Below are 21,717 nucleotides of genomic sequence, written 5' to 3' on the forward strand. Positions count from 1 at the left end.
GCTTCTATCTCGGCTGGCTCGGCGAACCCGGCAAAGGCATGGCGCTGTCGACCGGCGAGGTGAAGTTCAAGGGCATGGTGACGCCATCGGTCAAGAAGGTCGAATATGGCGTCGACTTCAAGCGCGTGATGCGTGGCCGCCTCGTGCTCGGCATCGCCGACGGCTGGCTCAAGGCGGATGGCGAACCCATATACGCGGCAACGGATCTGAAGGTGGGCCTGTCCAAGCAGTCCGCCGCCTGATCGCCATCGCCCCGGGCCCTGGCGTGTCCGGCGGATGCGCAAGGACGCTGCGGCAGTTTATTTTGCGTATGATCGAAGGCGGAAACCAATTAGGTTTTTCGCCAAACTACGCCGGAAGGAGTTGCGAATGAGACGCGTCGTAGTGACAGGCCTTGGCATTGTGTCGTCGATCGGCAACAACGCCAATGAGGTGCAGGCCTCGCTTTACGATGCCAAGTCCGGCATCAGCTTTTCCAATTCCTTCGCCGAGCACGGTTTTCGCTGCCAGGTATGGGGCGCGCCGACGCTCGACCCGTCGGCGATGATCGACCGCCGCGCAATGCGTTTCCTGAGCCAAGGCGCTGCCTGGAACCATGTCGCCATGGATCAGGCGATCGCGGACGCCGGGCTCGGCGAGAGCGACATCACCAATGAGCGGACCGGCATCGTGATGGGCTCCGGCGGACCGTCTACCAGGACCATCGTGGAAGCCGCCGAAACGACGCTCAAGAACGGCAGCCCGAAGCGGATCGGTCCGTTCGCGGTGCCGAAGGCGATGTCGTCGACCGCTTCGGCCACCTTGGCCACCTGGTTCAAGATCCACGGCGTGAATTACTCGATCTCGTCCGCCTGCTCGACCTCCGCGCACTGCATCGGCAATGCCTGTGAGCTGATCCAGTGGGGCAAGCAGGATATGATGTTCGCCGGCGGCCACGAGGATCTCGACTGGACGATGTCGGACCTGTTCGACGCCATGGGCGCCATGTCGTCGAAATTCAACGACAAGGCATCGGCCGCTTCGCGCGCCTATGATGTCAACCGCGACGGCTTCGTCATCGCCGGCGGCGCGGGCGTTCTGGTGCTGGAAGAGCTGGAGCACGCCAAGGCGCGCGGCGCCAAGATCTATGCCGAGATCGTCGGCTACGGCGCGACCTCCGACGGCTACGACATGGTGGCGCCGTCCGGCGAAGGCGCCGTGCGCTGCATGCGGCAGGCGCTTGCAACCGTCTCGACGCCGGTCGACTACATCAACACGCACGGCACATCGACGCCGGTCGGCGATTCCAAGGAAATGGGCGCCATCCGCGAGGTGTTCGGCGACCACATGCCGTATATCACCTCGACCAAGTCGCTGACCGGCCATTCGCTCGGCGCCGCAGGCGTCCAGGAATCGATCTACTCCATCCTGATGATGCAGGGCGGCTTCATCGGCGAGAGCGCCCATATCGAGGAGCTCGATCCCGAATTCGAGGGCATGCCGATCGTGCGCAAGCGCATCGACAACGCCAAGATCGACACCGTCCTGTCCAACTCCTTCGGTTTCGGTGGCACCAACGCAACGCTGATTTTCCAGCGCTATTCCGCATAAGGATTGCCTTTTATGGAAGGGTTGATGAAGGGCAAGCGCGGGCTTGTCACGGGGGTCGCCAACGATCATTCGATCGCCTGGGGCATCGCCAGGAAATTGTCCGAACACGGGGCGGAACTCGCCTTCACCTATCAGGGCGACGCCTTCGGGCGGCGGGTCAAGCCGCTGGCCGAGAAGCTCGGTGCCTCGCTGGTCGTGCCTTGCGACGTCGAGGACAGCGCCTCGGTCACCGCAACCTTCCAGACGCTTCGCGAAGCCTGGGACGGCCTGGATTTCGTCGTTCACGCCATCGGCTTCTCCGACAAGAACGAGCTCAAGGGCCTCTACGCCGACACCAGCCGCGACAACTTCGTCCGCACCATGGTGATCTCCTGCTATTCCTTTACCGAGATCGCCCGCAATGCCGCCGCGCTGATGACGAACGGCGGCTCGATGATCACGCTGACCTATGCCGGGTCGGTGCGGGTCATGCCGAACTACAACGTCATGGGCGTCGCCAAGGCCGGACTCGAGGCGAGCGTGCGCTATCTCGCCAACGATTACGGCCCGCGCGGCATTCGGGTGAACGGCATCTCGGCAGGACCGGTGCGGACGCTCGCCGGCTCAGGCGTATCCGACGCACGCCACATGTTCTCTTATCAGCAGCGCAATTCGCCGCTACGGCGCACCGTCACCATCGACGAGGTTGGCGGCTCGGCGCTCTACCTGCTGTCCGATCTGTCTTCGGGAGTCACAGGCGAGATCCACTATGTCGATTCCGGCTATCACATCGTCTCCATGCCGACGCTAGAGGAACTGAAGCAGAACGACGGCCCCCGCGAATAATTCGCTAACGAAAAAAGCACCTTCCAGTAAAATTGGAGGCATTGGCGGAAACCCATTTTAAGGAGGTATCCGCTAAACGGCCCTGTAGTTCAGGGACCTTGCATGTCTGCAGTCAGCAACCCGAAGCGAACACCGCTGTTCCGGCTGATCACCATCGCCAGCTCGGCCATGGGCAGTTTTATCCTCGGACTCTGGGGGTTGCGCTTCGGCTTCGGCGACGGCCTGGCCGGCATGTCTGCCGGGACGATGGCGGCTATCATCGCCGCGCTCTGTGCCCTTTCCGCCGGCGGCGCCGCGATGTCCTTCTTCGCAGGCATCGATGAATCGGCCGAATACGTCTTCAAGGAAACCCATTTCGACAAGATGACCGGCCTGCTGACGCGCCAGGCGATCGTCGGAAAGGTCGCGGCGGCGGCAGCGGAAACGCTGGAGACCGGCGAACCGGTCTACTTGATCGATATCGACATCGACCGCTTCAAGCAGATCAACGACGCCATCGGCTACAGTCATGGCGACGAGCTGATCCGCGCCTTCACCAAAAGGCTGAAGGAGAGCATGCCGGAGGATGTCGTGATCGGACGGCTCGGCGCCGGCGAATTCGCCGTGCTCTTGCCGGACCGTGAGATCCGGGGATATCTCGAACGGTTCCTCGAAACATTCATCAACCGCATGATGGAGCCCTACCAGCTCCAGACGCATCTGCAGTCGGTCAGCATGTCCGTCGGCATCGTGGCGATGCCGAAGGACGGCGTCGATCCGGTGCTCATCCTTCGCCGTTCGAACCTGGCGCTGCAGAATGCGCGCGCAGGCGGCATCGGCAACTGGTCGGTCTTCCACGCCGACATGGGCCGCGTTGCGGACCACCGGCAATGGATTGAATCGGAGCTGAAAACCGCCTTCGACCGCGGCGACTTCAACCTCCACTACCAGCCGCAATTCGACCTGCAGGGCGGCCGTGTCGTCGGCTATGAAGCGCTGATCCGGTGGAAGCATCCGGAACGCGGCATGATCCCGCCGATGGAATTCATTCCGATCGCCGAGGAAACCGGCATGATCAACCCGATCGGCGAATGGGTGCTGCGCAAGGCTTGCAGCGACGCCCAGTACCTGCCGGAGGATTGCTTCGTCGCCGTCAACATCTCGCCGGCCCAGTTCATGACCAGGGACTTCGTCGGCATCGTGCGCCAGACCATGGCATCGACCGGCATCAAGCCGTCGCGGCTGGAACTCGAAGTCACCGAAACGGCGATGATGCAGGACCGCGACCGCGCGGCCGTCATCCTGCGGCAACTCGCCGAGATGGGCATCTCGGTCGCCGTCGACGATTTCGGCACCGGCTATTCCAACCTGAGCTATCTGATCGACTTCTCGTTCGGCAAGCTGAAGATCGACCGCTCCTTCGTCAGCCGCATCGATACCGATTCCAGCTCGGGCGCTGTCGTCTCGACCATCGTCGGGCTATCGCGGGCGCTCGGCGTCGGCATCATCGCCGAAGGCGTCGAGACCGAGAACCAGGCGACGCTGCTGAGAGCCGCCGGTTGCGAGGTCGTGCAGGGCTATCTGTTCGGCCGCCCCGCGCCGCTCGAGATCGAGCTCGGCGCGTTGCGCCCTGTTCATGCCAGGCGCGAGCCGGCACGCCTCGTCAGCCTGCAGTAGGGCGCTGCATTCTTTTCCTGGAGCAATCACGGGGACGGAAAACCGTCTCACGCGCTTTTCCTGGAGTTGCTTTTAACGCCGCGCCGAAAACACCTTGAACATGCCATCGCGCGCAACCTCGGCGTGACTGGAGAAGGCTCCCGCCAGCACCTGTTCGTAGGGCAACTGCCGGTTCGCCACCATGAACAGGCGTCCACCTGGTTTCAGTGCCTTTGATGCCGCGCGGATCATGCCAGCGCCGATGCCCGGGTCGGCAGCCCTGCCGCTGTGGAAGGGCGGGTTCATGACGATCGCGTCGTAACCTCGCTCGACCGTTTCGGTCAGCAGATCGGTCCAGAAGAAGCGCGGCTCGACAGCGGTTGCGGGGATATTGACCCTTGCCGCCTCCAGGGCCTCGAAATCCGCTTCGTAGAGGTCGAGACCGGACAGCCCTGTCGAGCGTTCCATCACTTCGGCCGCCAGATAGCCCCAGCCGGCACAGAAATCGGCGACATTGCCCGCAAGCCCCTGCGGCAGGCTGTCCAGCAGAAGCTTCGATCCTGCGTCGACCCGATCGAAGGAGAACATGCCGGGCGCGGTGCGGAAGCGGCCTTCGACGACCAGATCAGGGTTGGCGGCGCGAAGCGCCCGGGCCGCATCCATGCCGGCCCGGCGGAACCAGAAGGCGACGCCGTGATGCTTCGGCAGGTGGGCTTCGAGCGGCGACAGCGCGCCCACGCGCTTGCGCAGGCTATCGATGCCGTCTTCCTTGCCGCCAGCGACGACGATCAACCCGCCGGGCGCGACGCGCTCGATGGCTTCGGCGATGCGCAGCTCGTTCTGGCCGCGATGCCGGCCGGCCAGCACAAGGGCAGCATCGAAGGCCGAGCCTTCCGCCTGCGGCGTGACCGAATAGCCGGCTGCCTGCAGAGCACGAAAATGCGGCCGAAAACCTTGCACGAGATGCAGCGCCGCAGTGACGCCGCCGGGCAAACGGAAACCAGGCTCAGTCCCAAGAAACAGGATGCGGGCATCGCTTCGCGGCCAAGGCAGCGCTTCGGCCTCGAACGGATAGAACAGCGTCTTCAGCGGCTCAGCGGCCATTCACCTACCCTTGAAGGGCGCTTGAAATAGAAACGGGCGCGACCTTGCAGCGCGCCCGTTTCAATCATGCGGTCAGGCCAATCAGGCGGCGTCTTCCTCGCCTTCCGGCTTCTTCTTTTCCTGAACGATTTCCTTGCCGGTCGCCTGGTCGACGACCTTCATCGACAGGCGCACCTTGCCGCGCTCGTCGAAGCCCATCAGCTTGACCCAAACCTTGTCGCCTTCCTTGACGACGTCGGAGGTCTTGGCGACGCGCTCATTGGCGAGCTGCGAGATGTGGACGAGGCCGTCGCGCGGGCCGAAGAAGTTGACGAAGGCGCCGAAGTCGGCCGTCTTAACGACGGTACCTTCGTAGATCTCGCCGACTTCCGGCTCGGCGACGATGGTGTGGATCCACTTCTTCGCCGCCTCGATCTCCTTGGCGTTGGCCGACGCGATCTTGACCGTGCCGTCATCCTCGATATTGATCTTGGCGCCGGTCTTCTCGACGATCTCGCGGATCACCTTGCCGCCGGAGCCGATGACGTCGCGGATCTTGTCGGTCGGGATGTGCATGACCTCGATGCGCGGCGCAAATTCGCCGAGCTCGGCGCGCGAGGAAGATATGGCATGCGCCATCTCGCCCAGGATGTGCAGCCGGCCTTCCTTGGCTTGGCCGAGCGCGATGCCCATGATCTCCTCGGTGATGCCATCGATCTTGATGTCCATCTGCAGCGAGGTGACGCCGTTGGCGGTGCCGGCGACCTTGAAGTCCATGTCGCCGAGATGATCCTCGTCGCCAAGGATGTCGGAGAGCACCGCGAAGCGCTCGCCTTCCTTGATCAGGCCCATGGCGATGCCGGCCACGGGCTTGGCGATCGGCACGCCGGCATCCATCAGCGCCAGCGAGGTGCCGCAGACCGTCGCCATCGAGGACGAGCCGTTCGACTCGGTGATCTCCGAGACGACGCGCAGCGTGTACGGGAACTGGTCCGCCGAAGGCAGCATCGGGTGGATCGCGCGCCAGGCAAGCTTGCCGTGGCCGATCTCGCGGCGGCCCGGCGAGCCCATGCGGCCGGTTTCGCCAACCGAATAGGGCGGGAAGTTGTAGTGGAGGAGGAACTTCTCCTTGTACATGCCGGTCAGCGAATCGACGAACTGCTCATCCTCGCCGGTGCCGAGCGTGGCAATGACCAGCGCCTGAGTCTCGCCGCGGGTGAACAGCGCCGAACCATGGGTACGCGGCAGGACGCCGACTTCGGCGACGATCTTGCGCACGGTCTTCAGGTCGCGGCCGTCGATGCGCGAGCCGGTGTCCAGGATGTTCCAGCGTACGACCTTGGCCTGGAGCTCCTTGAAGACGCTTGCGATCTGCTCGGAGGAGTATTTCGGATCCTCGCCTTCGGCCGGCGTGAACGCGGCCTTGACCTTCGCCTTGACGGCGTCGACGGCCGCGTAGCGGGACTGCTTCTCGATGATCTTGTAGGCGTCGCGAAGCTCGTCGCCGACAACCTTCAGCATCTCGCCTTCGAGCTGCGAATGGTCCGGCGCGGTGAAGTCGCGCGGATCCTTGGCGGCGACCTCGGCCAGCTTGATGATGGCGTCGATCACCGGCTGGAAGCTTTTGTGACCGAACACGACGGCGCCGAGCATGAGCTCCTCGCTGAGCTCCTTGGCCTCGGATTCGACCATCAGCACGGCGTCGGCGGTGCCGGCGACGACGAGGTCGAGCTTCGATTCCTCCATCTCGTCGATATGCGGATTGAGCACATACTCGCCGTTGATGTAGCCGACGCGGGCGCCGCCGATCGGGCCCATGAAGGGCACGCCGGACAGCGTGAGCGCGGCCGAGGTAGCGACGATCGACAGGATGTCCGGATCGTTCTCGAGATCGTGCTGGACGACGGTGACGACGATCTGGGTGTCGTTCTTGTAGCCGTCAGCAAACAGCGGGCGGATCGGGCGGTCGATCAGGCGGGAAACCAGCGTTTCCTTCTCGCTCGGACGGCCCTCGCGCTTGAAGTAGCCGCCCGGAATTTTGCCGGCGGCATAGGTCTTTTCCTGGTAATTGACGGTGAGCGGGAAGAAATCGAGGCCGGGCTTCGGCTCCTTCATCGAAACGACGGTGGCGAGAACCACGGTCTCGCCGTAGGTGGCGAGCACCGCGCCGTCAGCCTGGCGAGCGATCTTGCCGGTTTCCAGGATGAGCGGACGGCCGCCCCATTCGATTTCCACTTTGTGTTGATTGAACATATCTTGTCCTTCATGTGCGGAAAGGGCCGCGCCGTCTCAACGGTCGCGGAGCATCCCTTCCCTGGCTTCCTTCGGGCAGCCACGGGCAAGACAACGGGAAGCTCGACAGGTGGCGATTGCCGAGCGAGCATCCTGCAATCCTGCCCCATGACCGTCCATGGGCGGTTCCGAACGGCCCTTTGCGCTTCCGGAACCGGGTCTGGCCGACCGGTCGGCCGGTCCTTTGCGCACGACGCCGGAAACCCCTGTTTCCGAGACGCGCCATGCGCGAATGCGAATTTCGAGAGCGCGGCGCGCTCCACTCCAGCATCGGGCACCGGAGCGACCGGTCCGCCAATGCGCGACCGGCGGGCTCTCCGCAGAGAGCCCGCCGGTCAATTCGTCAGCGACGGAGACCGAGCTTGTCGATCAGCGTCTGATAGCGCGTGTCATCCTTGCGCTTGAGGTAATCAAGCAGGCTGCGGCGCTGGGAAACGAGAGCAAGCAAACCACGGCGGGAATGGTTATCCTTCTTGTGGTCCTTGAAGTGCTCCGTCAGGTTCTTGATGCGCTCGGAAAGGATGGCAACCTGGACTTCCGGGGACCCGGTATCGCCCTTCGCGGTCGCGAATTCGGCCATCAGTTCTTTTTTGCGATCGGCAGTAATCGACATCGTGTTTTTCCTTATCTGTTCGAGGAAACGGGACGCCCTCAGCCGGGATGTCGTCCAGCAGGGGCCGGTGCAAGCAGCGCGTCAGGGCGCGAAGCTGCCGCGCATATAGTGCAATTTCCCGCAAAACACCAGACTAATTGTCAAGCCGGCTTGTCGCATGTCCTGCCGCAAAAACAGAGGGTTCTGCTGCTACAGCCACTTCTTCCATTTGAAGAAGGCGACGAGCCCGACAGCAACGACCAGCATGAACAAAAGTGCCGCCGGGTAGCCGTAGTAGGCCTTGAGCTCCGGCATGTTCCAGGGCGAGCTATCCGGGTCGAAGTTCATGCCCCAGACACCGACGAGGAAGGTGAGCGGCATGAAGATCACCGAGACGATGGTCAGATAGGAGATGACGTCGTTGGTGCGTGCCTGGGTCAGCGACAGATGCATTTCGATCAAGCCGGTCAGCATGTCGCGCTGGGTCTCGACTAGTTCGATCAGCCGCAGCGCATGGTCGAGCGTATCGTTGAAGAATATCTTGGTCTCGGCCTGCACGAAGGGCACGTCGTTGCGGATCAGCGTCGCCAGCGCGTCGCGCATCGGCCACAGAACGCCCTTCAGCACATTGGCGTCGCGCCGCAATTCGTGCAACTGCCGCATCTGGTGCTTGTGGGGCGTGTTGAGCATCTGGTCTTCGATGCCGTCGACCAATTCGCTCACCGTCTCGATCGGCGGGAAATAGCTGTCGACGATGGCGTCGATCAGCGCATAGGCGAGATAGTCGGCGCCGCGCGAGCGCAGCCGGTTGGGCATGGGAGCCGCGATGCGCTTGCGCACTGGATCGAACGGGTCGCCCTCGCGCTCCTGAAAGGTGACGACGAAATTCTCGCCGAAGAACACCGCGATCTGCTCGTAGCGATGCGCGGCGACATCGTCGATCATGCGCATGACGACGAAGGCGTGGTCCTCGAAGAAATCCACCTTCGGCCGCTGGCCGGTGTTGACGACATCCTCGAGCGCCAGCGGATGAAGGTCGAAAATCCGGCCGATCTCTTCGATCAGCGGGATGTTCGCGAGCCCCGTGCAATCAAGCCAGACGACCGGCCAGCGGTCGCAATGGGTGTTGAGCTCGTCGATGCTGGCATTGTCGATGGTTTTGTATTTCTCCGGCGAGATCAACGTCAGCCGAAGCTCGCTGCGCCGCGCCGCCGGATCGGCGATCAAGGTGCCGGGCGAAGCGCCGACCGGCGGCCGGCGGATTTTCAGCGGCGCCCGCTTTCCGACGGTCTCAGCCATTGCCACAATCCTCTGGGCCATAATCCTCTGGGCCATGATTCCTCTGGGCCATGATTCATCTGGGCCATGAGCTCCCCTGGGGCGCGACGTCATAGCAGATCGCTGCTCTAACCGTCGGTTTTCATGCAATTCCGACGAGAACCGTTACACGTTTTCCTGGAACTGCGAGCCGAAACTAGCCGAGTGCCGTCAACCGGCAAAGACCCGCTTGGGCTTGAACATGCCCTGTTCGATGGCGCCGATGGCGACGAGCTTGCCGCGCGCCGTGGCACAGGCCTCCTCGGCCTCGACCGGCGCGTCGCGCCCTCGAATGATGACGGGATTGCCGAGGCGGATCTTGGTCGCGGCGTCATCGCTGACGGCGACCTGCGGCAGGCAGTCAAGCGCTGCGGCGGTCTCGACCAGCAGCGCATCGATGGCGCCGAAATCGACCGACACCTCGGCTTCTTCGTCCGAATTCTCATCGGTCTTGCCGCCGAAGCGCGCCGCTTCGAGCTCGGCGACGGTGACGAAATCGTCCGCCGTGAACGGCTCGACCTCGACGCGGCGCAACTCGGAGATGTGGCCGAAGCAGCCCAGATCGCGACCCATGTCGCGCGCCAGCGAGCGCACATAGGTGCCCTTGCCGCACTCGACCTCGAAGACGGTTCTATCGACACCATGCTCGACGATGTCCAAACGGCCGATTTCGATCTCGCGGGCGGGAATGTCGACCGTCTCGCCGTCGCGGGCAAGATCGTAGGCGCGCTCGCCGGCAATCTTGACGGCAGAGAATTGCGGCGGCGTCTGCATGATGACGCCGGTGTATTTCGGCAGCAGCGCCCGCACCTCGGCCTCGGCCGGGCGGCGGTCCGAGCTGTTCGTCACCGGCCCTTCGAGGTCGTCGGTCGACCGCTCCTCGCCCCAGGCGACGGTGAAGCGGTAGACCTTGGCGCCATCCTGCACGTAAGGCACGGTCTTGGTCGCCTCGCCGAGCGCGATCGGCAGCATGCCGGAAGCCAACGGGTCGAGCGTGCCGGCATGGCCGGCCTTCTCCGCTTGGAACAGCCATTTGATCTTGGAGACGGCTTCGGTCGAGCCCATGCCGACCGGCTTGTCCAGCACCACCCAGCCGGAGACCGGCCGGCCCTTCTTCTTGCCGCGGCGCGCCACCTATTCCTCGTCCTTGTCGTTGTTTTTATTCTGGTGGTCGAGATCGCGCGCGACCTCGGGCGATTTCAGCAATTCGTTGATCCTGGCGAAATTGTCGAAAGACGTATCGAGCCGGAAGCGAAACTCGGGCATGTACTTCATCTGCCTGAGCGCGCCCGAGACGCGGCCGCGAATGAATTTCGCATGCCTGTTGAGCGCCCCGACCACGGCATCGGCGTCGCCGACACCAAGCGGAGAAACGAAAGCGGTGGCGATCTTGAGGTCGGGCGACATGCGTACTTCCGAGACCGAGACGACACTGTTCTCGATCACCGGGTCGATGATTTCGCCGCGCTGCAGGGTCTCGGATAGGGCGTGACGCACCTGCTCACCGACGCGCAGCATGCGCTGGGAGGGGCCTGATGTTGTCGAACGGGACATTTTTCTTCAGTCCTGAAATCGTGAAGCGCGGGATGGGACCGCGCCACATGTCTCAACTACGAAACAAGGATCTCGGGCGGCAGCCTTGCGGCCGCCGCCCGGTGAATTCCGGCAGGTATATCCGAAATTAGAGCGTCCGGCTCACCATCTCGACGCGGAAGCACTCGATGACGTCGCCGACGCGCATGTCCTCGTAGTTCTGGAAGGCCATGCCGCATTCCTGACCGCCCGGCACTTCCGAAACCTCGTCCTTGAAGCGCTTCAGCGTCTTCAGCGTGCCTTCGTGGACGACGACGTTGTCGCGGATCAGGCGCACGCCCGCGCCACGCTCGACCTTGCCTTCGGTGACGCGGCAGCCGGCGATCTTGCCGACCTTCGAGATGTCGAAGATCTCGAGGATCTCGGCATTGCCGATGAAGGTCTCGCGCCGCTCGGGCGAGAGCATGCCGGAAAGAGCTGCCTTCACGTCATCGACGAGGTTGTAGATGATCGAATAGTAGCGGATCTCGATGCCGGCAGCGGCAGCAGCCGTGCGCGCCTGCGCATTGGCGCGGACGTTGAAGCCGATGATCGCAGCGCCCGAGGTCTCGGCAAGCGAGACGTCGGTCTCGGTAATGCCGCCGGCGCCCGAATGAACGATCCGTACCCTGACCTCGTCGTTGCCGAGCTTTTCGAGCGCAGCGTTGATCGCTTCGATCGAGCCCTGCACGTCGCCCTTGATGACCAGCGGAAACTCCTTCAGCCCGCTCGCTTGCAACTGCGACATCATCTGCTCGAGCGAGCCGCGCTGGCCGGCATGCTTGGCCACCGCCTTCTCGCGCGCCAGGCGCTGGCGATACTCGGTGATCTCACGCGCACGCGCCTCGTTGTTGACGACCGCGAAGCGGTCGCCTGCCTGCGGCGTGCCCTGGAGGCCGAGCACCTCGACCGGCATTGCCGGCGGCGCTTCCGGCACATGCTCGCCGCGATCGTTGACCAGCGCGCGGACACGGCCCCATTCGTTGCCGGCGACGATGATGTCGCCGGGCATCAGCGTGCCGGTCTGCACCAGCACGGTGGCGACCGGACCGCGGCCCTTGTCCAGCTGCGCCTCGATGACCGCGCCTTCGGCGGTGCGGTCGGGATTGGCCTTGAGGTCGAGGACTTCGGCTTGCAGCAGAATCGCTTCCAGCAGCTTGTCGAGATTGGTGCCCTTGGTCGCCGAAACCTCGACGTCCAGCACCTCACCGCCCATCGATTCCACGAACACTTCGTGGCGCAGCAGTTCAGTGCGCACCTTCTGCGGGTCGGCGTCGCGCTTGTCGATCTTGTTGATCGCCACGATGATCGGCACGCCGGCCGCCTTGGCGTGATTGATCGATTCGATCGTCTGCGGCATGACGCTGTCGTCGGCCGCCACCACCAGCACGGCGATGTCGGTCACCTGGGCGCCGCGAGCGCGCATCGCCGTGAAGGCGGCGTGGCCGGGCGTGTCGATGAAGGTGATCTTCTGACCGTTCTTCTCGATCTGGTAGGCGCCGATATGCTGGGTGATGCCGCCGGCCTCGCCTGAGACGACATTGGCGTTGCGGATGGCGTCGAGCAGCGAGGTCTTGCCGTGATCGACATGGCCCATGATGGTCACCACGGGCGGACGCGACACCAGGTCTTCCGGGCGGTCGGCGATGTTGAACAGGCCTTCCTCGATGTCGGACTCGGCGACGCGGCGGACCGTATGGCCGAACTCGGAAGCGACCAGCTCGGCCGTATCGGCGTCGATGACGTCGCCCGGCTTCAAGATCTGGCCCTGCTTCATGAAGAACTTGACCACGTCCACGGCGCGCTCGGACATGCGCTGCGCCAGTTCCTGGATGGTGATGGTTTCGGGCAGGATCACTTCGCGCATGACTTTCTCGCGCGGCTCGTTGTGCATCGCGCGCTTGAATTTTTCCTGGCGGCGGCGCATCGACGACAGCGAGCGGCCGCGCGCATCTTCATCCGACAGCGCGGTGTTCAGCGTCAGCTTGCCGCGGCGACGGTCTTCCTCGCCCTTGGTCGGCTTGGCCGGCCGCGCGACTTCCGGCGTGACCAGACGGCGCACAGGCGCTCCGGCGCCGGCACCACCAGGGCGCCGCGGCTTGACCTCCTCTTCCTCGTCGGCCGTGGCCAGTTCGGCGGCTTGCGGGGCGCGGCGGCGCGCTTCTTCCTCGGCGCGGCGGCGGGACTCGGCCTCGGTTTGCAGACGTGCCTCTTCCTCGGCCTGACGGCGGGCGGACTCCTCACGCTCGCGCTTGCGGCGCTCTTCCTCCTCGGCGCGGCGCTTGGCCTCTTCCTGGGCGCGCTGACGATCCTCGATCTCACGCGCCTTCGAGCCTTCGAGCGCCCTGCGGCGCGCTTCCATCTCACCGCGCGACAATTCGTTCAGCACCATGCCGGAGCGTTCCGGCTGCGGCGGCGCCTTCGGCGCTTCCGGCACGGCAGGCGCGGGTGCCACGGCTGCGGGCTTCGGGGTGAAGACGGACGGCGCCACCGGCTCCGGCTTGTCGCCGGGCAGCGAGAACTTGCGCTTCTTGGTCTCGACCACGACCGACTTGGTGCGTCCGTGCGAGAAATTCTGGCGCACGGTGCCCTGCTCGAGACCAGGGCGCTTCAGCGTCAAGGTCTTCTTCGGCGTAACGCTCAACGTCTTGTCGTCGCCCGATTTCGTATCGCTCATTCCATATCCTCTGCGGCATCATCATCGTCAGCAACGGCCGCAAGCATTGCCAAATCGTCCGGGGTTCCGCCCCGATAACGGTCGAGCGCAACCATGCGCTTCTCAACCGCCTTACCCGCATCCTGCGCGAGGACGGCAGCATGTATCACATTTGTACCCCCCAATGCCAAGCTCAACTCGGCTTCGGGGAAAAGTTTGTAGGCCGGTGTAGCGGGGCCGCCGAGATGAACGGTTGCCCGCCGCGCCTGACTGATCTTGCGCACGCCGTCGTCCGAGGCTTCCTTCGCGTGCAGCACGAAGAGCGCCTGCCCGTCGCGCACGGCAGCCTCTACCTTGGCGGCGCCCAGTACGACCGCTCCGGCCTTGCGAGCAAGACCCAACATGCCCAGGGCGGATCTGGAAAGCAGCCCGTCGACCATGTCGCCGAGTTCGGCTGGAACGGTGACCTGCGCCTTGAAGGCGCGGGCAAACAGGTTCTTCGCCGCTGCCTTGTCGATATGTAGGCGATCGGCGGTGACCCAGCAACCGCGGCCGGGCAGATTTCGCTTGATGTCCGGAACGACGGCCGAATCCGGGCCGACGACGAAGCGGATCAGTTCATCCGCTTCGGCCTGCCTGCGCGTGACGATGCAAGTGCGATCGTTCATGTCGTCCACGGGTTTTGCGATTGGTGGTCACCTCACGCACCGACGGTTTCACCGGCCGCTTCCTCAGCGGCCAGTTCTTCCTCGGAAATCCAGCCGGCCTTCTTGCGAGCGGTCAGCACCATCTGCTCGGCATCGGCGCGCGAGACGCCGTGATCGGCGAGCACACCGGGATAGACCTTGGTCTCGCCGTCCTTGCGTTCCTTCCAGCCGATCAGGTCGTCGGCGGCATAGCCGGCGAAGTCCTCGATCGTCTTCACGCCGTCCTCGCCGAGGGTCACCATCATGGCCGTGGTGATGCCGGGGATTTCGCGCAGCTCGTCCTCGACGCCGAGCGCCTTGCGCTTCTCGTCGTGCTCGGCCTCGATCTTCTCCAGATATTCGCGGGCGCGCGACTGGATTTCCGAAGCGGTGTCCTCGTCGAAGCCGTCGATCGAGGAGATTTCGCCAGAATCGACATAGGCGACTTCCTCGACGCTGGTGAAGCCTTCCGAGGCAAGCACCTGGCCGACCATCTCGTCGACATCGAGGGCTTCCATGAAGAGGGCCGAACGCTCGACGAATTCCTTCTGGCGGCGCTCGCTCTCTTCCTGCTCGGTCAGGATATCGATGTCCCAGCCGGTGAGCTGCGAGGCAAGACGAACATTCTGGCCGCGGCGGCCGATGGCCAGCGACAGCTGGTCGTCCGGCACGACCACCTCGATGCGCTCGGCATCCTCGTCGAGCACTACCTTGGCGACTTCCGCCGGCTGCAGCGCGTTGACGATGAAGGAAGCGGCCGAAGGCGACCACGGAATGATGTCGATCTTCTCGCCCTGCAATTCGCCGACCACCGCCTGGACGCGGCTGCCGCGCATGCCGACGCAGGCGCCGACCGGATCGATGGAGGAATCCCGCGAGATGACGGCGATCTTGGCGCGCGAGCCCGGATCGCGGGCGACCGACTTGATCTCGATGATGCCGTCGTAGATCTCCGGCACTTCCATGGTGAAGAGCTTGGCCATGAACTGCGGATGCGTGCGCGACAGGAAGATTTGCGGGCCGCGCTGCTCGCGGCGCACGTCGTAGACATAGGCGCGGACGCGGTCGCCATATTTGTAGTTCTCGCGCGGGATCAGCTCGTCGCGCCGGATGATCGCCTCGCCGCGGCCGAGGTCGACGATGACGTTGCCATATTCGACGCGTTTGACGGTGCCGTTGACGATCTCGCCAATACGGTCCTTGTACTCGTCATACTGACGATCGCGCTCGGCCTCGCGCACCTTCTGGACGATGACCTGCTTGGCCGACTGCGCGGCGATGCGGCCGAAATCCATCGGCGGCAGCTGTTCGGCGATGAAGTCGCCGAGCTGGGCGTCGGGATTGCGCTCGCGCGCCGTGGAAAGGGCGATCTGCGTCGCGTAATCCTCGACCTTCTCGACCACTTCCATCAGCCGCTGCAGCTTCATCTCGCCCGTATTGGGATTGATGTCGGCACGGATATTGGTTTCCTGCCCATAACGCGAACGCGCCGCTTTCTGGATCGCATCGGCCATCGCGGCGATGACAATCTGCTTATCGATCGACTTTTCACGCGCGACCGCATCGGCGATCTGCAGCAGTTCGAGCCTGTTGGCGCTTACAACCATTGTCTTTCTCCCGACTTCGCTCCGGGCATCGGCCCTGAAGCTCGATCAACTTTCCTGTTCGGTTTCGCTTTCTTCGCCGGCGACTGCATCTTCTTCCGCTTCGCCTCGGCGTTTTTTTGCTTCCTTGCGGGCCCTGTTGTCCTTCGACAGGGCCTCGCGAATAAGATCGTCGGTCAGCACCAGACGCGCCTCGGCAATCGCGTCATAGGGCACGCGCACCGTCGGCTCTTCGCCATAGGCCGCCTTGTCGCGCTCCAGCAAGATGCCGTCGGAGTCCGCCTCGGCGATCTTGCCTTTGAAGCGCTTGCGGTCGCCGATGAGGACCGACGTCTCCATCTTGACCAGATGGCCGGTCCAGGTGGTGAAATCCGATTTGCGCACCAGCGGCCGGTCGATGCCCGGCGACGAGACTTCGAGATGATACGCCTTTTCGATCGGATCTTCGACATCGAGCGCGGGCGAAACCGCGCGGCTGACCTCTTCGCAATCCTCGACGGTCATGGTGCCGTCGTCGCGCTCGGCCATGATTTGCAGCGTCAGCCCGTTCTGGCCGGTCAGTTGCACCCGCACGAGGCGGAAGCCGATGGCCTTCAGCACCGGCTGTATGATCAGCGCAATGCGCGCATCGATACCGCTTTCGCGGATGATACGGTCGTCGGCCTCGCTTGCCGCTGCGGTCATAAGTTTCCTGTCGCCTTGTCGCTCCGGCCGGCAGGTAACAAAAAAGAGCGGGACCGGGTGGACCCACTCTTCGTCATACCGACCAAGAATTTGAGGCTGATATAAACGATCCCGCCCGGCGTTTCAAGCCTGACGATGCATCGGAAGCCCCGACGGTAGCAGCGTTGCGTGCCGAGCATGGCAGCCATGCGCCGGCGCCTCTGTAACCTTCGCCTGCCGACAACCATCTATGTTGCGGTGCAGAAAGAAAGGTCGGGCGCACTGGCGCGCGAAGGTATTTGTCATGGACCGTGGATTGTTTTTTGTGGTTGGCGATTTTCTTGGCACGTTCGGCAGCGCGGCTGCCGCATCGCGGGCCGTCGAGGCGAACCGCAAGCCGCGCCGCAGCGACCTGAAGAAACTCGGCATCGACCCGGCCGCTTTCGACAAGCTCGGCCGCTTTTAGGCCGCCCACGGAAGAAACGGACAATAGCTGAGTTCGAGCTTAAGCCTCGAGGCGCAGAATTCGTTGGCGGTCGCGGCTTCTTCGAGAGGCAGCCCTCGCCCCTACTTCTGGGCTTCTACGAGCGACGCAGCGATTGCAGCAATCGAACGGAACAAGACAAGCGGATCGTCCTTCGTCGGCAGAAATCCCCGTCTTTGCCAGAATTGCGCCGCCTCCCCGTCGATTGCATTGACCATGAGCGCACGTCCTCCAATCAGATCTGCAGCCTGAACGCAGCGCTGGAGCGCGTGCTTCAGCAAGCCAGTGCCGACACCGCGCCCAGCCCATTCTGTATCGGTCGCAAGCTGGCCAAGGAGAAGACAGGGCACCGGATCGGGCGGTTGCCCTGTGCGAATCGACCGGGGCAAGATCGACGGCACCACAGCCGTCGGCGCCAAGGCATAATATCCGACCACTCGGCCGGCCTCGTGGACAACGAGAACGGCCGTGAAGCCTTTCTCCTGATTGGAGAGCGCGCGCGTTTTCAGCCAGTGATCAAGTGTAGGTTTCCCGCAGGAAAACCCGGAAACGTCGTGAGCTGCGCCAAGCGGTTCGGGAGCCGATAAGGCCACGGCCTAGCGCTTTGCTGCGTAACCGGCTTCCCAGGGCGCGGGCCGCTTTGCCAATTCCACCATGTCGGGAACCGGAGCGACCGGGGCTGACAGAACCTCGATAAACTCCGCGAAGCCTTCCGGGCTCATGCGGATAAGGCGGCTGTCCATCAACACATCTTCGGCCGCGCGCACGGCAGCATCGCGCACGAAATCCGTGCGGGACCGGCCGCGGAGAGCGGCGGCACGATCAATGATCGCCACGTCCGCCTCCGGCAGGCGCATCGAGATCGGGTATTCCTTACGTTCCACCGTGGCGGCCATAGTTAATCTCCATGCCGTTAATATGGCAGCATGTAGCGCGAACTGCAATACATCAATCGTCCAAGCCGGCCGCAAGCCGAGTTCTCTGCGACCGGGAAGACCACTTTGCAAGCGATCGCCCGCTGCTGAGCGGCTGGTTACCGGTTCCTGGGAAGTTAGTGCTCGGTCGGCCTACTTCCGAATAAAGGTCAGATAGGCGGGCCGCCTTCCCGCGCGAAGGGCCTTGGCCTCGTAGCGGGTGCCGGGCCAGCCCTCATAGGGCTTGTGCCAGTCGGCAGCCTCGTTTGCCTGCCAGGCGAAACCGCCAATTGCGCGGCAGGCGAGCAGCGTCCAGTTCACATAGCTGTCGATATCGGAGGCGAAGCGGAATCTCCCGCCCGGCTTCAGAACCCGGGCGAACCGGTCGAGATTGGCGGGGCTGACAAAGCGCCGCTTCCAGTGCTTCTTCTTCGGCCACGGATCGGGATAGAGCAGGTCGATGCCGTCGAGCGAGGCTGGCGGCAGCCAGTCGAGCAGACGCGTGGCGTCGTCGTCATAGACTTTCAGATTGGCGAGCGGGCGCTTGTCGAGCGCCGTCATCATCTTGGCCATGCCGTTGACGAAGGGCTCGACGCCGATGAAACCGGTCGCCGGAGCCTCCGTCGCGCGATGCAGAAGATGTTCGCCGCCGCCGAAGCCGATCTCGAGCCGACAGGCTGAAACGTCCGCCTTGAACAGCGTTCCAAGGTCCGCGGGTGCCTCCGCCGTCAGGTCGAGGCGATAGGCGCGCAAGCCACGTTCAAGCGCCTTGGCCTGCTGCGGACGAATGGTCTTGCCGTGCCGGCGGCCGAAAAATGCTTCGGTCGCGCGGCTTGGCCTGTCGGTTGGCTCCATGAACAGGTCTGGCGAAGCCGTCAGGCGGCAATCGCATCGGCAACCGCGTCCTTGAGCGCCTTGGCAAGGTCCGTCTTCTCCCAGGAGAAGGAACCGTCCCGGCCGGCCTTGCGGCCGAAATGGCCATAGGACGAGGTTTTCGCGTAGATCGGCTTGTTGAGGTCGAGATGACGGCGGATGCCGGAAGGCGAGAGGTCCATCACCTTGCGCAGCGCCTCCTCGAGCCTGGCCTCGTCGACCCTGCCGGTGCCGTGCAGGTCAACATACACCGACAGCGGCTGGGCGACGCCGATGGCGTAGGAAAGCTGGATGGTGCAGCGGTCGGCGAGCTTGGCCGCTACCACGTTCTTGGCGAGATAGCGCGCCGCATAAGCAGCCGAACGGTCGACCTTGGTGGTGTCCTTGCCGGAGAAGGCGCCGCCGCCATGGGGCGCAGCACCGCCATAGGTATCGACGATGATCTTGCGGCCGGTCAGGCCGGCATCGCCGTCTGGCCCGCCGATCACGAACTTGCCGGTCGGGTTGATGTACCAGTTGCAGTCGTCGGCGACCTTGAGTTCGCCAAGCGCCTCGCGGACGTATGGCTCGACGACATTGCGGACCTTCTTGGAATCCCAGCTCGAGTCGAGGTGCTGGGTGGAAAGCACGATCTGCGTCACTTCCGCCGCCTTGCCGTTGGCATAGCGCACGGTGACCTGGCTCTTGGCGTCCGGGCCGAGCTTGGCGGCCTCGCCGTTGCCTTCGTGGCGCGCGGCGGCAAGCAATTCGAGGATCTTGTGACTGTAGTAGATCGGCGCCGGCATCAGGTCCGGCGTCTCGCGGCAAGCATAGCCGAACATGATGCCCTGGTCGCCCGCGCCTTCCTCGCCCTGGCGGTCGGCGGCATTGTCGACGCCCTGGCCAATGTCCGGCGACTGGCCGTGCAGCAGCACCTCGATCTTGGCCGTCCTCCAATGGAAGCCGGCTTGCTCGTAGCCGATCTCACGGATGGCCTTGCGGGCGACCGATTTGAACTTGGTCGGATTGACGACCGGGTGGCCCGCCGCATCCTTGAGGATGTTGCCTGCCTTGTCCTTCTTCAGCAGCGTCTCGGGAACCCTGACCTCGCCGGCGATGACGACGCGGTTGGTGGTGGCCAGCGTCTCGCAGGCAACGCGCACCTTCCACGGGTCCATGCCCGTCTTCCTGGCCTCGCGATAGACGAGATCGACGATCTCGTCGGAGATACGGTCACAGACTTTGTCGGGATGGCCTTCGGAGACGGATTCCGAGGTGAAGAGATAGTTCTGCCGCGTCACGGGTGTCCCCTCTTGAAAAGGATCGGCAAGGCTGCCGATTTTGGCGCGCCACGTGTTAGCGGTGCCGGGCGCCGCTCGTCAAGCGGCGCGACAGATCTGGCATGACTATCGGCACAATCAACTTGTGCCACCGGCGGCAGGGCACCGCCGGCGACATGAGCCTGGATTCACTCGGCGTCGTCCGGCGAAAGGGACTTCACAAGATCGATAATCCGGCGCCGCACCTTGACGTCGGGAATCTTGACGAAGGCACGATTGAGCTGAAGCCCTTCCGGGCTGCCGCAGAATTCGATCGCGAAAGTCATCGAGGCATCCTCGGCAAATCCCCGATTGCCGGTGACCGCCTCCTGACCGGGGGCGTCCTCGAAGAAGAAGGCGACAGGGACGCTCAGGATGGAGGCGATTGCCTGCAGGCGGCTGGCGCCGACCCTGTTGGTCCCCTTTTCGTACTTCTGTATCTGCTGAAACGTGATGCCGAGATTTTCACCCAGCTTTTCCTGGCTCATTCCAAGCATATTGCGACGCAGCCGAATACGACTGCCGACATGAATGTCGATCGGATTCGGCTTCTTCTTGTTCTCTTCTGTCATTTTTTCCTCGCCGAATTTTTCCGGCTTTTTCTATTTTTGCCGCCCAAACGAAACCGGAGCCACCTGCCCCAACAGACCCCTCCAACCGACTTCGAGAAAATTTTAGGCGTTACAGTATGAGTTTCTAATGTGCCGACTGTCAATTCACCCGTAGCCGCTGCCTTACATTCAATGTGAGGGCCGCGAGGGCAAACAGCAACATGATCAGCAATCCGTTAATTCGCCGCTGATCGGCGGTTAGCAGGGCGCGCCCGGAAACCGGCACATGGGCGTCGATGGCGCCGCGCGCATCGACTGCCAGGGCATCGACGATGCGCCCACGCGAATCGACAACGGCGGAGATGCCGTTGTTGGCCGCACGCAACAAAGGCACTCCATTCTCCACCGCACGAATCTGCGCCTGCCTGAAGTGCTGGTAAGGGCCTGGCGTGTCGCCAAACCAGGCGTCGTTGGTGACGTTCACAATAAGCTCGGATGACGCTGCATCGATTGCAACGAGGTCAGGAAAGATGACCTCGTAACAGATGAACGGAACCGCGCGCAGGCCGTTCGGCACCGCGATCGGATGGCGTTCGTTGCCGGCGGCGAAATTCATCGGTCCGGCAACGAGCTGGCCTACGCCGAAACGCTCGAACAGGCCGGCAAAAGGCAGATATTCGCCGAACGGCACCAGATGCACCTTGTCGACAGCATCGACGATCTCGCCCTTGTCGTTGATCGCCACCACTGAGTTGTAATAACGGCTGCCGGCATTGCCTGCGCCACCCTCCTCGCGCACCACGCCGGCGATCAGCATCTGGCCGTCGCCCAGCATATCGCCCAAGGCCGTCAGCGCGTCCGGACGCTCCGTGAACAGGAACGGCACGGACGTTTCCGGCCACAGGATCAGTTGCGGCTTGGCATGGCCTTGCTCCGGTGCCTTCGCCGAAATCCCCATCAGCGTGGCGAAGATGCGGTCGCGCACCGAGGCATCCCATTTCTCGGTGAGGTCGACGGCGGGCTGAACGATGCGCACGTCGATCGAGCGGGTGGCCGGCGGGGCTGGGACGGCAAGCCTGAAA

General features: G+C 63.5%; 20 protein-coding genes and 1 pseudogene. 5 read left to right on the plus strand and 16 right to left on the minus strand.

Going from position 1 to position 21,717, the window contains the following annotated elements:
- From EOA75_RS09285 to EOA75_RS09300, 4 genes and pseudogenes are all read left to right on the plus strand, one after another.
- Positions 1-242: pseudogene (locus tag EOA75_RS09285) on the plus strand (beta-hydroxydecanoyl-ACP dehydratase); the annotation flags it as partial.
- Positions 243-369: 127 nt separating this feature from the next.
- Positions 370-1,590 (plus strand): beta-ketoacyl-ACP synthase I, encoded by a 1,221-nt coding sequence (gene fabB / locus EOA75_RS09290; protein ID WP_127215722.1) that lies wholly within the window; start codon positions 370-372, stop codon positions 1,588-1,590.
- Between the two features lie 12 nt (positions 1,591-1,602).
- Positions 1,603-2,415, plus strand: a complete 813-nt coding sequence (fabI, locus tag EOA75_RS09295) for an enoyl-ACP reductase FabI (protein ID WP_127324117.1) — start codon at positions 1,603-1,605, stop codon at positions 2,413-2,415.
- Positions 2,416-2,517: 102 nt separating this feature from the next.
- A complete protein-coding gene (locus tag EOA75_RS09300; protein WP_127324118.1) occupies positions 2,518-4,071 on the plus strand; it encodes a bifunctional diguanylate cyclase/phosphodiesterase in 1,554 nt (517 codons plus the stop codon).
- 72 nt (positions 4,072-4,143) lie between these two features.
- Here EOA75_RS09300 and EOA75_RS09305 read toward each other — a convergent pair whose 3' ends face one another.
- The 10 genes from EOA75_RS09305 to rimP form a co-directional block, all read right to left on the minus strand.
- Complete coding sequence (locus tag EOA75_RS09305) at positions 4,144-5,154, minus strand: class I SAM-dependent methyltransferase (protein WP_127324119.1); 1,011 nt, start codon at positions 5,152-5,154, stop codon at positions 4,144-4,146.
- An 81-nt stretch (positions 5,155-5,235) separates the two neighbouring features.
- Positions 5,236-7,386 (minus strand): polyribonucleotide nucleotidyltransferase, encoded by a 2,151-nt coding sequence (pnp, locus tag EOA75_RS09310; RefSeq protein WP_095824224.1) that lies wholly within the window; start codon positions 7,384-7,386, stop codon positions 5,236-5,238.
- Positions 7,387-7,768: 382 nt separating this feature from the next.
- Positions 7,769-8,080 carry a 30S ribosomal protein S15 gene (gene rpsO / locus EOA75_RS09315; protein ID WP_275955123.1) on the minus strand — a complete coding sequence of 104 codons (312 nt, stop codon included), beginning with the start codon at positions 8,078-8,080 and terminating at the stop codon, positions 7,769-7,771.
- Between the two features lie 147 nt (positions 8,081-8,227).
- Positions 8,228-9,322, minus strand: a complete 1,095-nt coding sequence (gene corA, locus EOA75_RS09320) for a magnesium/cobalt transporter CorA (RefSeq protein WP_095824402.1) — start codon at positions 9,320-9,322, stop codon at positions 8,228-8,230.
- Between the two features lie 183 nt (positions 9,323-9,505).
- Positions 9,506-10,468, minus strand: coding sequence for a tRNA pseudouridine(55) synthase TruB (gene truB / locus EOA75_RS09325; RefSeq protein ID WP_095777499.1), 963 nt, complete (start codon positions 10,466-10,468; stop codon positions 9,506-9,508).
- Positions 10,469-10,888 (minus strand): 30S ribosome-binding factor RbfA, encoded by a 420-nt coding sequence (gene rbfA, locus EOA75_RS09330; RefSeq protein ID WP_067324535.1) that lies wholly within the window; start codon positions 10,886-10,888, stop codon positions 10,469-10,471.
- 127 nt (positions 10,889-11,015) lie between these two features.
- A complete protein-coding gene (infB, locus tag EOA75_RS09335; RefSeq protein ID WP_127324120.1) occupies positions 11,016-13,583 on the minus strand; it encodes a translation initiation factor IF-2 in 2,568 nt (855 codons plus the stop codon).
- Entirely contained in the window at positions 13,580-14,230 is a 651-nt protein-coding gene (locus EOA75_RS09340; RefSeq protein WP_082980511.1) for an RNA-binding protein, read from the minus strand. The genes infB and EOA75_RS09340 overlap by 4 nt, the downstream gene beginning before the upstream one ends.
- A 32-nt stretch (positions 14,231-14,262) precedes the next feature.
- Positions 14,263-15,855 carry a transcription termination factor NusA gene (gene nusA / locus EOA75_RS09345; protein ID WP_066996346.1) on the minus strand — a complete coding sequence of 531 codons (1,593 nt, stop codon included), beginning with the start codon at positions 15,853-15,855 and terminating at the stop codon, positions 14,263-14,265.
- 45 nt (positions 15,856-15,900) lie between these two features.
- Positions 15,901-16,536 (minus strand): ribosome maturation factor RimP, encoded by a 636-nt coding sequence (gene rimP / locus EOA75_RS09350; RefSeq protein ID WP_067324531.1) that lies wholly within the window; start codon positions 16,534-16,536, stop codon positions 15,901-15,903.
- Positions 16,537-16,840: 304 nt separating this feature from the next.
- Here rimP and EOA75_RS33935 point away from each other — a divergent pair, with 304 nt between their 5' ends.
- Positions 16,841-16,981 carry a hypothetical protein gene (locus EOA75_RS33935; RefSeq protein ID WP_164747328.1) on the plus strand — a complete coding sequence of 47 codons (141 nt, stop codon included), beginning with the start codon at positions 16,841-16,843 and terminating at the stop codon, positions 16,979-16,981.
- A 101-nt stretch (positions 16,982-17,082) separates the two neighbouring features.
- Here the strand turns inward: EOA75_RS33935 and EOA75_RS09355 are convergent, their stop codons facing one another.
- The 6 genes from EOA75_RS09355 to lnt all read right to left on the minus strand — a co-directional run.
- Positions 17,083-17,592: a GNAT family N-acetyltransferase gene (locus EOA75_RS09355; RefSeq protein ID WP_095824230.1), complete on the minus strand. Its 510-nt coding sequence runs from the start codon at positions 17,590-17,592 to the stop codon at positions 17,083-17,085.
- A 3-nt stretch (positions 17,593-17,595) separates the two neighbouring features.
- Complete coding sequence (locus EOA75_RS09360; protein ID WP_067324525.1) at positions 17,596-17,895, minus strand: DUF1778 domain-containing protein; 300 nt, start codon at positions 17,893-17,895, stop codon at positions 17,596-17,598.
- 171 nt (positions 17,896-18,066) lie between these two features.
- A complete protein-coding gene (locus EOA75_RS09365) occupies positions 18,067-18,768 on the minus strand; it encodes a tRNA (guanosine(46)-N(7))-methyltransferase TrmB (protein ID WP_127324121.1) in 702 nt (233 codons plus the stop codon).
- Positions 18,769-18,788: 20 nt separating this feature from the next.
- Positions 18,789-20,066 carry a methionine adenosyltransferase gene (gene metK, locus EOA75_RS09370; RefSeq protein WP_066996328.1) on the minus strand — a complete coding sequence of 426 codons (1,278 nt, stop codon included), beginning with the start codon at positions 20,064-20,066 and terminating at the stop codon, positions 18,789-18,791.
- 167 nt (positions 20,067-20,233) lie between these two features.
- Positions 20,234-20,656, minus strand: a complete 423-nt coding sequence (locus EOA75_RS09375) for a helix-turn-helix transcriptional regulator (RefSeq protein WP_095777507.1) — start codon at positions 20,654-20,656, stop codon at positions 20,234-20,236.
- A gap of 139 nt (positions 20,657-20,795) precedes the next feature.
- A partial coding sequence (lnt, locus tag EOA75_RS09380; protein ID WP_127324122.1) for an apolipoprotein N-acyltransferase occupies positions 20,796-21,717 on the minus strand: 922 nt, incomplete at its 5' end.

Origin of the sequence: Mesorhizobium sp. M1A.F.Ca.IN.022.07.1.1 (genome assembly GCF_003997575.1) — a bacterium.
Taxonomy (GTDB): Bacteria; Pseudomonadota; Alphaproteobacteria; order Rhizobiales; family Rhizobiaceae; genus Mesorhizobium.

What these genes read in the sequence shown, in the direction of transcription:
- EOA75_RS09365 (WP_127324121.1), bottom strand. Translation starts at nt 18,768, where the DNA reads ATGGAGCCAACCGACAGGCCAAGCCGCGCGACCGAAGCATTTTTCGGC.
- pnp (WP_095824224.1), bottom strand. Translation starts at nt 7,386, where the DNA reads ATGTTCAATCAACACAAAGTGGAAATCGAATGGGGCGGCCGTCCGCTC.
- infB (WP_127324120.1), bottom strand. Translation starts at nt 13,583, where the DNA reads ATGAGCGATACGAAATCGGGCGACGACAAGACGTTGAGCGTTACGCCG.
- EOA75_RS09340 (WP_082980511.1), bottom strand. Translation starts at nt 14,230, where the DNA reads ATGAACGATCGCACTTGCATCGTCACGCGCAGGCAGGCCGAAGCGGAT.
- fabI (WP_127324117.1), top strand. Translation starts at nt 1,603, where the DNA reads ATGGAAGGGTTGATGAAGGGCAAGCGCGGGCTTGTCACGGGGGTCGCC.
- EOA75_RS09300 (WP_127324118.1), top strand. Translation starts at nt 2,518, where the DNA reads ATGTCTGCAGTCAGCAACCCGAAGCGAACACCGCTGTTCCGGCTGATC.
- EOA75_RS09375 (WP_095777507.1), bottom strand. Translation starts at nt 20,656, where the DNA reads ATGACAGAAGAGAACAAGAAGAAGCCGAATCCGATCGACATTCATGTC.
- EOA75_RS09305 (WP_127324119.1), bottom strand. Translation starts at nt 5,154, where the DNA reads ATGGCCGCTGAGCCGCTGAAGACGCTGTTCTATCCGTTCGAGGCCGAA.
- rimP (WP_067324531.1), bottom strand. Translation starts at nt 16,536, where the DNA reads ATGACCGCAGCGGCAAGCGAGGCCGACGACCGTATCATCCGCGAAAGC.
- rbfA (WP_067324535.1), bottom strand. Translation starts at nt 10,888, where the DNA reads ATGTCCCGTTCGACAACATCAGGCCCCTCCCAGCGCATGCTGCGCGTC.
- nusA (WP_066996346.1), bottom strand. Translation starts at nt 15,855, where the DNA reads ATGGTTGTAAGCGCCAACAGGCTCGAACTGCTGCAGATCGCCGATGCG.
- EOA75_RS09360 (WP_067324525.1), bottom strand. Translation starts at nt 17,895, where the DNA reads ATGGCCGCCACGGTGGAACGTAAGGAATACCCGATCTCGATGCGCCTG.
- fabB (WP_127215722.1), top strand. Translation starts at nt 370, where the DNA reads ATGAGACGCGTCGTAGTGACAGGCCTTGGCATTGTGTCGTCGATCGGC.